Origin of the sequence: Polyangium sp. 15x6, assembly GCF_029960785.1 — a bacterium.
In the GTDB taxonomy this organism is placed as follows: domain Bacteria; phylum Myxococcota_A; class Polyangia; order Polyangiales; family Polyangiaceae; genus Polyangium.
Map to the genome: position 1 here is coordinate 1 of NZ_JASBQE010000135.1, position 13,733 is coordinate 13,733.

11 protein-coding genes and 2 tRNA genes are annotated in these 13,733 nt (G+C 69.7%); 8 read left to right on the top strand and 5 right to left on the bottom strand.

The window, feature by feature from the left end; all coding sequences use genetic code 11:
* Positions 1 to 91 precede the first annotated feature (91 nt).
* From QHF83_RS48005 to QHF83_RS48015, 3 genes are all read right to left on the bottom strand, one after another.
* Positions 92 to 1,258 (bottom strand): AAA family ATPase, encoded by a 1,167-nt coding sequence (locus QHF83_RS48005; protein WP_282424872.1) that lies wholly within the window; start codon positions 1,256 to 1,258, stop codon positions 92 to 94.
* 122 nt (positions 1,259 to 1,380) lie between these two features.
* Positions 1,381 to 1,452: transfer RNA gene (locus QHF83_RS48010), tRNA-Gly, on the bottom strand.
* A gap of 31 nt (positions 1,453 to 1,483) precedes the next feature.
* Positions 1,484 to 1,555, bottom strand: a tRNA-Gly gene (locus QHF83_RS48015).
* Positions 1,556 to 1,860: 305 nt separating this feature from the next.
* Between QHF83_RS48015 and QHF83_RS48020 the strand changes: the two genes are divergently transcribed.
* Positions 1,861 to 3,126, top strand: coding sequence for an FHA domain-containing protein (locus tag QHF83_RS48020; protein ID WP_282424873.1), 1,266 nt, complete (start codon positions 1,861 to 1,863; stop codon positions 3,124 to 3,126).
* 39 nt (positions 3,127 to 3,165) lie between these two features.
* Here QHF83_RS48020 and amrB read toward each other — a convergent pair whose 3' ends face one another.
* Positions 3,166 to 4,404: an AmmeMemoRadiSam system protein B gene (gene amrB, locus QHF83_RS48025; RefSeq protein ID WP_282424874.1), complete on the bottom strand. Its 1,239-nt coding sequence runs from the start codon at positions 4,402 to 4,404 to the stop codon at positions 3,166 to 3,168.
* Positions 4,405 to 4,500: 96 nt separating this feature from the next.
* On the opposite strand from amrB, the gene QHF83_RS48030 reads away from it, so the two are divergent.
* Positions 4,501 to 5,097 (top strand): YkgJ family cysteine cluster protein, encoded by a 597-nt coding sequence (locus QHF83_RS48030; RefSeq protein WP_282424875.1) that lies wholly within the window; start codon positions 4,501 to 4,503, stop codon positions 5,095 to 5,097.
* A 90-nt stretch (positions 5,098 to 5,187) separates the two neighbouring features.
* Here QHF83_RS48030 and QHF83_RS48035 read toward each other — a convergent pair whose 3' ends face one another.
* Positions 5,188 to 7,350, bottom strand: a complete 2,163-nt coding sequence (locus QHF83_RS48035; protein WP_282424876.1) for a bifunctional (p)ppGpp synthetase/guanosine-3',5'-bis(diphosphate) 3'-pyrophosphohydrolase — start codon at positions 7,348 to 7,350, stop codon at positions 5,188 to 5,190.
* A gap of 338 nt (positions 7,351 to 7,688) precedes the next feature.
* On the opposite strand from QHF83_RS48035, the gene hemW reads away from it, so the two are divergent.
* From hemW to QHF83_RS48065, 6 genes are read left to right on the top strand one after another with little or no spacing between them, the layout of a single operon-like run.
* Positions 7,689 to 8,918 (top strand): radical SAM family heme chaperone HemW, encoded by a 1,230-nt coding sequence (gene hemW / locus QHF83_RS48040; RefSeq protein WP_282424877.1) that lies wholly within the window; start codon positions 7,689 to 7,691, stop codon positions 8,916 to 8,918.
* A 5-nt stretch (positions 8,919 to 8,923) separates the two neighbouring features.
* Positions 8,924 to 9,610 (top strand): tetratricopeptide repeat protein, encoded by a 687-nt coding sequence (locus tag QHF83_RS48045; protein WP_282424878.1) that lies wholly within the window; start codon positions 8,924 to 8,926, stop codon positions 9,608 to 9,610.
* A gap of 55 nt (positions 9,611 to 9,665) precedes the next feature.
* The gene (locus QHF83_RS48050) at positions 9,666 to 10,769 is read left to right on the top strand and encodes a polyprenyl synthetase family protein (protein ID WP_282424879.1); all 1,104 of its coding nucleotides are present in this window, start codon (positions 9,666 to 9,668) and stop codon (positions 10,767 to 10,769) included.
* Positions 10,766 to 11,803: a mevalonate kinase gene (gene mvk / locus QHF83_RS48055; protein ID WP_282424880.1), complete on the top strand. Its 1,038-nt coding sequence runs from the start codon at positions 10,766 to 10,768 to the stop codon at positions 11,801 to 11,803. Before QHF83_RS48050 ends, mvk begins: the two co-directional genes overlap by 4 nt.
* The gene (mvaD, locus tag QHF83_RS48060; protein WP_282424881.1) at positions 11,800 to 12,789 is read left to right on the top strand and encodes a diphosphomevalonate decarboxylase; all 990 of its coding nucleotides are present in this window, start codon (positions 11,800 to 11,802) and stop codon (positions 12,787 to 12,789) included. The genes mvk and mvaD overlap by 4 nt, the downstream gene beginning before the upstream one ends.
* Complete coding sequence (locus QHF83_RS48065) at positions 12,786 to 13,694, top strand: hypothetical protein (protein WP_282424882.1); 909 nt, start codon at positions 12,786 to 12,788, stop codon at positions 13,692 to 13,694. Before mvaD ends, QHF83_RS48065 begins: the two co-directional genes overlap by 4 nt.
* The last annotated feature ends 39 nt before the right edge of the window (positions 13,695 to 13,733 follow it).

The window sequence follows — 13,733 nt, forward strand, 5'->3', positions numbered from 1 at the left end:
GCCGCGCGAGCGGGGCACGAGCGGGCCGCCGCGCGAGCGGGGCACGAGCGGGCCGCCGCGCGCGCGCAAGCGGCCCACCTGAGGCGGCGCGTCAGATCTGCGCGAAGCGACCGCTGCGGAACGAGGCTTCGAGGAGCTGCGCGACGCGCTTCTCGAGGTCGCGTGCGCGCGGATCGGTGATCCCGGCGAGCGCGGTCTTGATCTCGCCGAGGGCCTTGAGCTGGCTGAAGAGCTGCACGTCGCCGAGGGCAGTTCCGCCGGTGAGGAGCTGGCGGATACGATCGATCTCGGCGGCGAGCGCATCGACGCCCACGCCGAGCGCGCCGACACGACGGCGATCGGGGTGCTCGCGGAAGAACGCTTCGAGCACGGGCTGGACGATGCCTTCGAGGATCGCGGCCTGGTCCTGGTTGTTCCAGATGTGCTTGAGGACGAAGAAGTCGCTCGCGTCGGTGGTGTTGCGCCCGTCGAGGTAGGCGCTCGCGGCGAAGAGCTTGAGCATCTTCACGACGCGGCGATCCGAGAGCGAAATCCCCTCGGCGCGGATCTGGAAGACGATGCCCTTGTAGGCCGAGAGGAACGTGTCGGAAAAATTCATCCGGCCGCCGAAGCCCTTGCCGAGATCGGCGAGCTCGCGGGCGGTGACGACGGGGCGCAGCGGCTCGCCGGACATCTGCCGGATCTCGTGCTGGATGCCGCGCTGCAGGAGCTCGCTGAAGTGGTACGCGTCGAGGTTGTCCGAGTGGACGCGCAGGAGGAAGCGGTCGAAAATCGCGTTCAGCGTCTCGTCGCCGGGCACCTCGTTCGAGGCTGCGAAGACGCTGATGAGCGGGCAGCGCATCACCTTGCCGCCGCTCGTGAACTTGCGCTCGTTGAGCAGCGTGAGCAGGGCGTTCAGGATCGCGCTGTTCGCCTTGAAGACCTCGTCGAGGAAGACGACCTCAGCCTCGGGCAGCATGCCCTGCGTGTTGCGGCGGTAGGTGCCTTCGCGGAAGGCGACGATGTCGACGGGGCCGAAAATTTCGTTCGGCTCGGTGAAGCGCGTGAGCAGGTAATCGAAGTAGTTCGCCTGCATCAGCTCCGAGAGGGAGCGGATGAGGGCGCTCTTGGCCGTGCCGGGCGGACCGAGGAGCACGCAGTGCTCGCCGGCGACGACGGAGATCATGAGGAGCCGGATGATCTCGTCTTTGCCGAGGAACTGTCGTTCGAGGGTGCTCGCGAGCTGTCGGAGTCGCTCGTGAAGAGGCGCGGGCGGCATCGCCGAGGATGCGTATCACAACGGGGGCGAGGGCCGGCCGCGTTTGTGCCCGAGGCCTTCGAAACACGAAGGCCGGTCCGCAGTTTCATGCGGCCGGCCTTTCGTGTTTCTCTACGTTGCGGAGCGGGAGACGGGATTTGAACCCGCGACGTCAACCTTGGCAAGGTTGCACTCTACCACTGAGTTACTCCCGCAGGGTATTGCGAAGGAACTGCTGATTTTCAGAGCGGGAGACGGGATTTGAACCCGCGACGTCAACCTTGGCAAGGTTGCACTCTACCACTGAGTTACTCCCGCAGACTTCGTCATCGCCTTCAAGGGGACGATGCCGAAGGGCCGTTCGGGTTTTTCCCGGTTCACTCGGGAGGTCCCCGAGGAGGGCCCTACTGCGTACCGAGGCGTGCCCCGTCAGCAGCGAGGCCATTCCTACTCGGCACTTTGGAAACTGTCAAGCCCTGCGCCCCAGACAGTTGCCTCTTTGAATTCCAAGAGTATCTTCTTCAACCGTTGCATCGGACGGCCTGGCCGGAGAGCCGGCCGTTGGGGGTTGCAGCACAGGCGGATGGGGCACCGTCGCGTGCTCCGTAGGGATGGGGGGAAACATGAACGAACAGCAAGCTGCTTTGCGTATCAACTCCGCTTCGAACACGGAGGCGGTCAGCCAAGCACAGAAAGAGCACCGGTCGGGCGTCTTCGCGAAGGGTCGACGTGACGGCAGCGGTTGGGGACTCGTGCTCGTCGGTTTCAACGGCGAGCTCGCGCCGATCACGCTCACCGACGGAGCGGTGATCGGCAGCGCGTCGCGCGACGCGCACGTCGAAGGCGCGGGCATCGCGCCCGAGCACGCGAAGGTCAGCGTTCGCGCGGATGGTTGCTACGTGGAGGATCTCGGCACGCCCGACGGCACGTTCGTCGACGGCGTGCGCGCGCGCCGCATCGGTCTGAGCCACGGCGACGTGGTGCGTCTCGGCAGCCGGATCGGCGTGTTCGTCGAGCGTGATCTCAGCGCGTACGGCGGCGCGATCATGCGCACGGGCCCGCTCGTTCACGGCCCGCGGCAGCGCAAGGACTGGATCGATCCGATCCTCGATCTCGTGAAGGGCGGCTCGTGCGTGTGCATCGAGGGCGGGCCCGGCACGGGCAAGCGCACGATGGCGAAGCTCGCCGCCGCGGTGCGCGAAGGCGTGGGCGACATCGTCACGGTGGATGGTCGCGCCGAAGGCAAGCCGACGATCCCGGCGGGCATCCGCCCGATGACGTGGGTCGTGCTCGATGCGGATCGGCTGCCGCGCCCGCAGCAGCTCGAGATCGCGCATGCGGTCGGCCGCACGAGCGGCGTGTCGGTGATCGCGACGGTCGGGCAGCCGCTCGATCGCGCGGTCGGCGACGGCAAGCTCGCGCCGTGGTTCGCTTCGCTCTTCTCGGGCAAGCGCGTCACGATCACGCCGCTCGAGCATCGCCGTGAGGACATCGCGGCGATCGTGCAGGACATCGCGGAGCGCCGTGGCATCGAGCTCTCGCGCATCACGCCGGAGCTGCTCGAATCGCTCGTGCGCGCTGGCTGGCCGGGCGGCGTGCCGCAGCTCGAAGCGACGCTCGTCTCCGCGGCCGAGGTCGCGGGCTCCGACGGCGCGATCCTTCCGTCGTCGATCGCGTCGTCGCTCGCGAGGGCGAGCCGCACGAAGCCCTCGCTGCCGCCCGCAACGGATCCTTCGCTCGCCCGCGCGCGTCTCGAAGATGCGCTCGCGCGCGCGAATGGCTCCGTTGCGTCGGCCGCGCGTTCGCTCGGCATGTCGCGCCAGGCGATCTACCGCGAAGCCGAGCGGCTCGGCCTCGACATCGCGCGGCGCAAGTTCTCGCGGAGCTAGCCTTCGTTCGACGAGAGGGCCGTGCTGGGGCACGGCCCTTCAAGAGACGAATGCCAAGGACGCGTGGCTGACGATCGATCCCTCCACGGGATCGACGCACTGCGTGTAGTGCAAAAGCCGTCCCGTCGCGGACCCCGGCAACGCCCGGAGCGTCGTGTAGATCGGGCCGAGGCCACAGACGCGCCTCGTGTCGAGATCCTCGGCAACTTGCGAAAAGAACCCGCTCGCGTCGTGCTCCACCATGAGGCGGATGGACTCCGCGTCACGAGCCTGGAGCGCGTCGCGCTCGGCGGCGTCGAGCGGACGCGGATCACCGAAGCGCGGGCCCATGTGCGCGAGATCGGCGCCCGCGATCAGGAAGGCGCGCGTGCCGCGTCGCTCGACGAGCTCGGCGAGCGTCGCAAGGAACGACTCGGCCCGCGCGTCCTCGCGAGGATCACGTCCCCTCGCCTGCGCATCGCCGAGGCCGCAGAGCACGGGCACGATCCGCGCGGGGCGATCGCCGAGCAGGTGGCGCAGAAAAATAACTTGCAGCTCCAATGAATGCTCGCCCTTGTGCAGGTACTCGTCCTCGCGCACGTCGAAGCGGCTGTGCGCGGCAAGGAACGCGAGCGCGTCATGGTCGGGCTCGAGCGCGCCGAGCGGCGTGGCGAAACGTTTGTCGCAGACGGCGAAAGGCTGCCGCATCGGCGCGTGTGACGTACCGAGCAGGAAGAACGTGTCCACCTCGGGAGGTAGCGCCTCGGCCAGCGCACCGTACGCGTAGCCGTAGCCTTCGGCCGCGCGCCAGAGGTCCATGTGCGGCGCGCAGAGCCCGACGAGGCGACCGTGCGAGGCGCCGCTCCTGCGCGGCGCCTTCGCGAGACATGCCTCCTCGATGTAACGAGCGAGCTCCTCGGGGTCCCCGTGATAAGCGCCGCCCGCGTGGTGCGCGGGCCGCTCGCTCGCCGCAGCGAACGCGGCCATGACTTCGCGTCGCCTCGCCTGGAAGCGTGGCGTCTCGAGCATGTAGGCCGCGTCGAGCTCGGCCACGATGCGCGAGACGATCGCAACGTCGATCATGCGGCCGATGGTGCGGCTCGCGCGGCGAGCGATGCCGTCGAGCGAGCTCGCGCCGTCCATGCACGAGACGATCGGGGCGAGGTCTCCGCGGATCGCGACCGGGCTCGGCGCGATGCCCTCGCCGTCGCGGAGCATGAGCGCTTTGCCGAACGTCGGGTGCGGAACGAAGATGGCCTCGATCGGCCGCAGTCGCGGATACGCGTGCGGTTTGGGCATGGTCACCGCGCAGGATAGCGCTCGCAAGCCGCACGCAAAGTGAGCCTCGCGCGTTGGAACAGTGCGTAGGTGGCGTATGCTCCGGGCGATCGCTCCATGTCTCGCACGAAGTCGCCCGATCGTTCGCACGCATCGATTCACACGAACACCACGAAGGACGACGAGCGGCGTGCGCTCGCGAGTCTGTTCGACGAGCTCGCGGCGATCTACCGCGAGGTCGACGCGTCCTTCGCGGGGCAGTCGTGCCCTGCATCTACCGAGTGCTGCCGCTTCGGCGTCACGGGGCGCGAGCCGTACGTCACGTCGATCGAGCTCGCCCTCGTGCAACGCGCCATCGCGGCGCGAGGCGGTGCGCGCGCGCTCGGTCGCACGCCTCCTCCGCTCGCGAGCAGCGAAGACATCTCGCGCGGCAAGCGTCGCCTCGTCACCGTCGACGAGCGCGTCTGCCCGATGCTCGACGAGAACGGACGCTGCGCGATCTACACGTCGCGTCCGTTCGGATGCCGCACCTACTGGTGCGAGCGCGCGACCTCGCCGGCCGGCGTCGATCAACGCGCCATCAACGCCTTCGTTCGTCGCATCAAGGATCTCGCGGCGCGGCATGCGCCCGAGGGGGACCTCGGTCGTCCGCTCACGCGCGCGCTCGCGGGCGCAGGCGCGAGCTCGGGGCCCGGCCCGCGCCGCAGACGCTGAAGAGGCCGCACATGGCACTCTGGGGGGTTTTGAGGGGGGCTCTCGGGCCCCCCTCAACCAGACCGAGCTCTCGGGCCCCCCTCGACCAGGCTACGTCCGCTCGACGGCCATCACGCCCGGGATGCGCTGGAGCTGCCGGATGACGCCCTTGAGCTGCGCGAGGTCCGAGCACAGGAAGGTAAAGGTGTTCGTCGCGCGGCCGTCGTCGCCGGCGCGGCACGTCGCTTCGCTGATGTTGATGCCCTGCTCGTGGAACGTCTGGCCGACCGTGGCGAGGATGCCGGGCCGGTTCGCCGTCATCACGCGGAGCTGCACCGGGCGGTTGATCTTCGCTCGCGCATCCCACGAGATCTCCACACGGCGCTCCGGATCGGTGTCGAGCGCCTTCGGGCAGTTGCGGCGGTGCACGGTGATGCCGCGGCCGCGCGTGATGAAACCGACGATCTCGTCCCCCGGCAGGGGGTTGCAACACTTCGTGTAGCGAACGAGCACGTCGTCGATGCCGTTCAGCCGGATGCCGTGGTTGTCGCGGCCCGTCACCTTGCGGACGAGCGACTCGATGCGGCTCTCCTTGAGGGACGGCGGCGGCAGCGACTCCTGGTTGCCTTGCGGCGGCGCGAGGAACTCGATGATCGCCTTCGGGCTGTGCTTGCCGTAGCCGATGCCGATCAGGAGCTCGTCGAAGGTCTGGGCGTTGAAGTGCTCGCACAGCTTGCGCACCTCCGCCTCGTTTTTCGTGAGGCGCGCCATGCTGATCGCCCGCTGATGGAACTCCTTCTCCAGGAGCTCGCGCCCGAGCTTCAGCGAGCGCTCGCGCTGATCGGCCCGCAGGTGGCTGCGGATGCGCGAGCGCGCGCGGCTCGTCGTGACGTAGTCGAGCCAGTCCTTGCTCGGCTGCTGGCTCGGGTTCGTCATCACCTCGACAACGTCGCCGTTTCGCAGCTTGTAGCGGAGCGGCACGATCGCGCCGTTCACGCGCGCGCCCGAGCAGTGATCGCCGACCTCGCTGTGGATCGCGTAGGCGAAATCGATCGGCGTCGCGTTGCGCGGGAAGACGCGCACGTCGCCCTTCGGCGTGAAGACGTAGACCTCGTCCTGGAAGAGGTCGACCTTCACGCTGTCCAGGAACTCGTGCGGGTCCTTGAGCTCCTTCTGCCACTCCATGAGCTGGCGCAGCCAGCCGAAGCGCGCCGCGTCCTTCGGGTCGAGCCCGCCCGAGTGGCGCTCCTTGTACTTCCAGTGCGCGGCGATGCCTTGCTCGGCGACGCGGTGCATCTCGTGCGTGCGGATCTGCACCTCGATGCGCTCGCGGCCCGGGCCGATGACCGTCGTGTGCAGCGACTGGTACATGTTCGGCTTCGGCAGCGCGACGTAGTCCTTGAAGCGGCCGGGCACCGGCGTGTACTGCGAGTGGATGACGCCGAGCGTCGCGTAACACTCGGCCACCGTCTCGACGAGCACGCGGAAGGCGATCACGTCGTAGACCTGATCGAAGTCGCACTGCTGCGACTGCATCTTCCGCCAGATCGAGTAGTTGTGTTTCGCGCGACCGGTCACGTCGGCGGCGAAGCCCTGCTCGGCAAGCTTGCCCGCGAGGATCTTCGAGACGTCGGTGATGTACTTGTCGCGCTCGGCCTTCGTGCCGAGCACCTTCTGCGAGAGGTCGGCGTAGGCCTCGGGCTCGAGGTACTTGAAGGCGAGGTCCTCGAGCTCGCTCTTGAACCGCGCGATGCCGAGCCGGTTCGCGAGCGGCGCGTAGATCTCCATCGTCTCGCGCGCGATGCGGTCCTGTGCCTCGGGCTTCATGTGCTCGAGCGTCCGCATGTTGTCGAGGCGGTCGCAGAGCTTCACCAAGAGCACGCGGATGTCGCGCGCCATGGCGACCAGCATCTTCCGGAAGTTCTCCGCTTGCCGGTCTTCCTTCGAGGCGAAGTTGATCTTCGACAGCTTCGTCACGCCGTCGACGAGGAACGCGACCTCCTGACCGAACTCACGCTCGATGTCCGTGAGCGTCGCGAGCGTGTCCTCGACGACGTCGTGAAGCAGCCCTGCGACGATGCTGGCCACGTCGAGCTTGAGCTCGATGATGATGCCGGCGACCGAGACCGGGTGCGAGAAGTAAGGGTCGCCGCTTTTTCGCATCTGGCCCTTGTGGGCTTCGGCGGCGTAGTCGTAAGCGCGGGCGATGAGCTCGACGTCGGCCCCAGGCTGATACGCCTGGACCCGCTCGATCAGCTCCTTGGACGTCAACATACGTTGTGCGGAAGGTGCCTGGGCACCGTCCTGAACGTTCAAGCTAACACCCCGTGTTTCGCCCGGCAATTGGCTGACCATGGCTCACGCGCTCCGCTTCTTCCGTCTTCGAGCGCCCGTGGGCACGGCTGTCCAGCGGGCAGATGCGGAAACCTCCTCGACCTTTCCTGCACGAACGACCTCACAGCAACTTGCGCACGGGCGCGAGAACGCCCAAGGGGTCATCGTGGTCATCGGGCCGAGGCGTGTCCCTTCGTCCCCGTTCGACGTGCGTCCTGCCGCCCGCGTTCTCCCGTGACCGTCGGGAGCCTCAGAGACCTCCACACACGTAGAAATCCATGGAGCCGATCGGCGTCTATGTCCACTTCCCGTGGTGCCTGAAAAAGTGCCCTTATTGCGATTTCGTTTCCTTCGCAAAGGAACGGGACGGAATCGAACACGAGCGGTACGCCGACGCCATCCTCGCCGAGCTCGAACGTCGAGCCGGGGCGTTCGAGGGACGGACGCTCGCGACGGTGTTCTTCGGCGGAGGTACGCCGTCTCTCTGGGCGCCCCAGGCGCTCGGGCGGGTGCTCGCGGGGATCCGCGCAGCGACTGCCGGACGCGCGGTGGACGACGTCGAGGTGACCGTCGAGTGCAACCCGAGCTCGCTCGACGAGGATCGGGCGCGGGCGCTCGTCGACGTCGGCGTGAACCGGCTCAGCGTGGGCGTGCAAGGGCTCGAGCCGGAGCGGCTGCGTTTCCTGGGTCGGCTGCACGACGCGGATGGAGGCCTCGAAGCGGTGCGAGCGGCGCTCCGGGCGGGCATGCCGCGTGTGAGCGCGGATCTCATCTACGGCGTGGCCGTGCCGACGAAGGAGACTGGTCCGAAGTACCTCGCGGGCGGGCCCACGCAGGAGCAGTCGCCGAGCGAAGCGGCCGCGGAGGCGCGGCGCGTAGCGGAGACAGGGGTGACGCACGTGTCGGCGTACAGCCTGACGATCGAGCCGGGGACGCAGTTCGGGGAGCTGTCGCGGCGAGGGCGTCTGCCGATCGCGAGCGAGGACGGCGTGGCCGAGACGTTCTTCGCGATCGAGGAGGCGCTCGGCGCGGCGGGGCTCGGGCACTACGAGATCTCGAACTACGCGCGTGAAGGGCACGAGGCGCGGCACAACCTCGGCTACTGGCGCGGGCACGACTACGTGGGCCTCGGCTGCGCGGCGTTCGGCACGGTGAGCGGAAAGGGAGCCGGCGTGCGCGAGGGGTTTGCGCTGCGGTACCGGAACGCGATCGATCCGGCGCGGTACATGCGGACGGCGCTCGCGGGCGAGGCCGAGGTCGAGAGCGAGGAGCCGCTCGATCCGGAGACGCGGCTGCGCGAGCGGATCATGCTGGGCCTCAGGCTGCGGGAAGGGTTCGACCTCGAACGATCGGCGGCGGAGGTCTTCGCCACGGCATGGACGCCTTCGCGCAGGCAGGCAGCGGAGCGGCTCGTGCAGCGAGGAAAGCTCACGATCGAGGGAGGGACGATCCGCGTGCCACGGGACGCGTGGGTCCTCGCCGACGGCATCGCGGCCGAATTGTTTTGAGGTCCATGCATTGGACGCCCTTCGCCGTCGTTCGCGCGCGACGCCGCGCAAGCACGCTCGGATGCGCGGCGCTCGTCGTCACACTCGCCGCGGAGGGGCGCGCGCAGGACGACGGGACGAGCTGGGCGACGAAGCAAGCCGCGGAGCTCGTGCGGCAAGGTACGGCGCACGCTGCGCGAGGGGACGGCGCGGCCGCGACGCGGCGGCTGCTCGAAGCGATCTCGTTCGATCCCACGTACGGACCGGCGTACCTGGCGCTCGCGGCGCAACACGAGGCCACGGGCGATGTGGTGGAGGCGGAGCGTGTGTATGCCGCGGGGCTCGAGCGCGTCGCGGGCTTCGCAGATGGACACGCGGCGCGCGGGAAATTACGCAGGCACCTCGGGAGGCTGCGTGAAGCCGCCGCGGACTTCGAGGCGGCGCTCTCGTTCGCTCCGGACCATGTCGCCGTGCTCGAAAATCTGTACGCGACGTACGTGGCGCTCTCTGCGCTGCCGGCCGCGCTCGCGACGAGCCGGCGGATGGAGGCGCTCGCCGAGGCCCGCGGCGACGCTACGGCGCACAACGAAGCTCGAGCGCGCTCGCGAGCGCTCGTAGTGCTGCTCGCAGAGCTCGATCCGGTGACGGCGGACGCTCGTGATCGTGGCCCGCTTCGCAGAGCGCTCGCGCGTCATGCGCGACGAGGGCGATGACACGCCGGTGCTTCCATTGACCGACCCGTGCGTGGCTCCTACGCTCGCGCGCCCTATGAACCAAGGCCTCTCCACTGCGACGGCCGAGCCCGCCACGAACGGGAACGCGTTCCTCGCGCTGCTCAAGCAGATCAAGCCCGAGATCGAGCGCCGCATCGCCGCGCGGTTCGACGAGAAGATCACGCGGGCGCGCACGTACGGGCCCGCGATCGCCGCGATGCTCGAAGCGGCGCGGGACCTCTCACTGCGCGGCGGCAAACGCGTGCGCGCGGGGCTCATCGCCGCCGGCTGGATCGCCGCCGGTGGCAGCGAAGGCACGCTCGAGCCGGCAATCGAGGCGGGCGTCTCCTTCGAGCTCCTGCAGAGCTACCTGCTCATCCAGGACGACTGGATGGACGGTGATCCCACGCGGCGCGGCGGCCCGAGCGTGCACGCGGCACTCGCCAAGGAGCTCGGCGGCGAGCACATCGGCGCGACGTCGGCGATCCTCGCGAGCGACATGACGTGGGGGCTCGCGGTGGAGACGCTCATGTCCATCGCAGTGCTTCCAGCGGAGCGGCGGCTCGAGGTGATGCAGGTGTTCATGCGGATCCACGAGGACGTGGTGCTCGGCCAGCAGATGGACGTGCTCGGCAAGGCGGAGGACGTGGAGGCGATGCACGACCTCAAGACCGGCAGCTACACGATGCGCGGGCCGCTCAGCATCGGGGCGGCGCTCGCGGGCGGATCGCCGGAGCTCCACGCGGCGCTCGCGCGCTTCGCCGCGCCGCTCGGGGTCGCGTTCCAGCTCCGTGACGACCTCATCGGGACGTTCGGGGATCACGCGGAGACGGGCAAACCCGTGGGAAACGACATCGTGGCGGGCAAACGCACGAGCCTCGTGGCCGAGGCCGAGCGGCTGGCGAACGAGGAGGAGCGTCGCGCGCTCTCGCAGGCGCACGGGCGCGCGGACGTGGACGCGGCGGCAATCGCTGCGGCGACGCGGGCGCTCGTCACGTCGGGCGCGCGTCGGGCGGTGGAGGAGCGGCAGAGGGCGCTCTGCGAGGCCGCGGCGAAAGAGCTCGCGTCGATCCCGGTGTCGGCCGCGGCGCGCGCGATCCTCGTCGGCGTGGTGGACGCGCTGCGGGTGCGTCCGGCAACGCCGGAGGCGCGATCGTGACGGGCAAGGCGAGCGCCGAGGGGTCCGCGTCGGGAAAGGTGATCCTGTTCGGCGAGCACGCGGTCGTGTACGGGTCGCCCGCGATCGCAGCCGGCCTCGATCGCGGGGCGCGCGCCGTCGTGACGCGCCTGCCGAACGGGCCGAGCATACTGAAGCTCGGTGACGGCTCGGTCGTCGCGGATTCTTCGTCCTCAAACGATCTCGGGCGAGCGTTCGCCGCGCTGCTGGAGGTCGCTCCCGCGATCCCGCCCGTGCACGTGGAGGCGCGGTGTGATCTTCCGCCGGGTGGAGGGCTCGGTAGCTCGGCGGCGCTGGCCGTGTCGATCGCGCGCGCGGCGGAGGCGCTCGTGCGCGGGGACGAGGAAAGGACCGAGGAAGATGCGGCGATCGAGGCCCGCGTGCTGGCGCGTGCGGCCTCGTGGGAGCGGATCTTTCACGGCAACCCCTCCGGGATCGACGCGACGGCCGCGGCCCGAGGCGGCATCTTCCGCTTCACGCGGGCAGAGGGCGCGCGGCCGATCACGCCGCGCCAGGATCTCGTCTTGTGCGTGGGCTCGACGGGGCATCCGTCGTCGACGAAGACGACGGTCGAGCTCATCGCCTCGCAACACGCGAAGGATCCCGTGCTCGTGAAGCGATCGATCGACGCGGTGACGTCGATCGTGGGCAACGCGGTGCTCGCCATCGAGGCCGGCGATCAACGCGCGCTCGGCGATCTCATGAACATGAACCAGCTCGTGCTCTCCGGCCTGTTCGTCTCGACGAGCGAGCTCGAGGAGCTCTGCGCGCTCGCGCGATCCGCGGGCGCGCTCGGCGCGAAGCTCACGGGCGGTGGCGGAGGCGGGTGCGTGATCGCGCTCGTGCCGCCGTCGTTCCGGAGCGACGGCACGAGGGACGAAGAACGCGAGGCCGAGAGCGCCGCGCGGATCCTCGACGCCTGGCGGAGCGCCGAGGGCCACTACGAAGGGTTTTGCGCGCGCATCGGCGCGGGAAGGCGCGCGGAGACGCAGGGCGCCGAAGGAGGTTTGTTGTGACGTTACGCGCTGCGAAGGCGACGGCGCATCCGAACATCGCGCTGGCGAAATACTGGGGCAAACGAGCGGACGGCGTGAATCAACCCGCGGTCCCGAGCCTGTCGGTGACGCTCGCGGGCATGGCCACGACGACGACCGTGACGTTCGATCCAGCGCTCGCCGAGGACACGTTCCTGCTCGGCGGCGCGCCGGCAGGCGAGGTCGCCCACGGTCGGGTCGTAAAACTCCTCGATCGGGTGCGTCGCGCGTCGGGAATCACGGCGCGGGCGCGCGTCGAGAGCGGGAACGATTTCCCCACGGCCTCGGGGCTCGCGTCGAGCGCGTCGGGGTTCTCGGCGCTCGCGCTCGCGGCGCTCGGCGCGGCGGGGCTCGATACGGATCCAGCGCGGGTGAGTGATCTCGCGCGGCGGAGCTCGGTGTCCGCGGCGCGCTCGGCGTTCGGCGGGTTCGTGGAGCTGCCGGTGGGCAGCCCCGGCGAGGGTGATCTCGCGGCGATCCCGATCGCGCCGCCGGAGCATTTGCCGCTGCGTGTCGTCGTGGCCGTGACGCGGGAAGGGCCGAAGGCCGTGGGCTCGACGGACGGCATGGAGCACACGGTTCGTACGAGTCCGTACTTTCCGGCGTGGGTCGAGTCCGCGCCCGCGCTCTGCGCCCGCGTGCGCGATGCCATCTTGCGGCGGGATCTCGAAGCGCTCGGCGTCGCGGCCGAGGAGAGCGCGCTCGCCATGCACGCGACGAGCATCGCAGCACGGCCGGGGCTGCTCTACTGGACCGGCGGCACGGTGGAGGCGCTCGAAGAGGTGCGCAGGCTCAGGGCGCGTGGGCTCCTCGCGTACGCGACGATCGACGCGGGGCCTCACGTAAAGGTTCTGACGACGCCGGAGGACGAGCCGCGCGTGACGGCCGCGCTCGCGGAGGTGCCGGGCGTCAAACGCACGATCGTGGCGTCGCCGGGCGAGGGCGCTCGGCTTCTGGATCGAACGTGATCGCGCGGGCGCCGGGAAAGATCGTGGTCTCGGGGGCGTACGCCGTCCTCGAAGGAGCGCCCGCGCTCGTCGCGGCCGTCGATCGGTACGTGGTGGCGGACGCGAGCCGCACGAGCGAGCTCGTGACGGAGGAGGTGCGCGCGGCGATCGACGCAGGCGTCCTCGGGCATGCGCCCGCGTTCGATGCGTCGGCCCTGCGCGCGCCGATGCCCGACGGCACGACACGCAAGCTCGGGCTCGGTTCGAGCGCGGCGATCCTGGTCGCCTCGATCGGATCGGTCCTCGCAAGGGCGATCGGGGACGAGGCCGCGCTGCGCAAGGCGGTCTTTCCGCTCGCGCTCGCCGCGCACCGAAAAGCACAGCCGCGCGGCAGTGGCATCGACGTGGCTTCGAGCGTGTTCGGTGGGATCGTCGCGTGCCGGTTGGCTCCGGATCACGCGCTCGACGTCATGCCGTTCCGTCTGCCCGAAGGCGTCGTCCTCGAAGTCTTCGCGTGCCCGACGGCAGCGTCGACGGGCGCGCTCGTCGAGAAGGTCCAGGCCCTTCGCGCGACGGATCCGGCGACGTATCGGCGCCTCCTCGACGAGATCGCGGACGGCGCGCAGGCCGCGCTCGAAGCGCAGGATGCCGCTGGGTTCGTGCAAGCGATCGCGGCGCAGATAGATGCTCTTGCCGAGCTCGGCCGTGCCGCAGGCGCTCCCATCGTGGTGAACGACGTGGCCGAACTCCGTCCGTTCGCGCAGGCTGAAGGCGCGAGCTTCGGACCGAGCGGCGCCGGCGGCGGTGACATCGCGCTGTGGGTCGGTCGCGCGCCTTCGTCCACGGCCTTCCGCGCCCGCGCGGCCGCACGGAATCTCGAGCCGCTGGGCACGCGGATCGGACCGCCCGGGCTCTCCGTCGGTTGAACGACCCGAGCGAGCCGCCGCGACCTCCCCCACCGATCC

Coding starts and splice junctions, on each gene's coding strand:
- QHF83_RS48050 (WP_282424879.1), top strand. CDS start 9,666: ATGAACCAAGGCCTCTCCACTGCGACGGCCGAGCCCGCCACGAACGGG.
- QHF83_RS48035 (WP_282424876.1), bottom strand. CDS start 7,350: ATGTTGACGTCCAAGGAGCTGATCGAGCGGGTCCAGGCGTATCAGCCT.
- amrB (WP_282424874.1), bottom strand. CDS start 4,404: ATGCCCAAACCGCACGCGTATCCGCGACTGCGGCCGATCGAGGCCATC.
- QHF83_RS48030 (WP_282424875.1), top strand. CDS start 4,501: ATGTCTCGCACGAAGTCGCCCGATCGTTCGCACGCATCGATTCACACG.
- QHF83_RS48005 (WP_282424872.1), bottom strand. CDS start 1,258: ATGCCGCCCGCGCCTCTTCACGAGCGACTCCGACAGCTCGCGAGCACC.
- hemW (WP_282424877.1), top strand. CDS start 7,689: ATGGAGCCGATCGGCGTCTATGTCCACTTCCCGTGGTGCCTGAAAAAG.
- QHF83_RS48045 (WP_282424878.1), top strand. CDS start 8,924: ATGCATTGGACGCCCTTCGCCGTCGTTCGCGCGCGACGCCGCGCAAGC.
- QHF83_RS48020 (WP_282424873.1), top strand. CDS start 1,861: ATGAACGAACAGCAAGCTGCTTTGCGTATCAACTCCGCTTCGAACACG.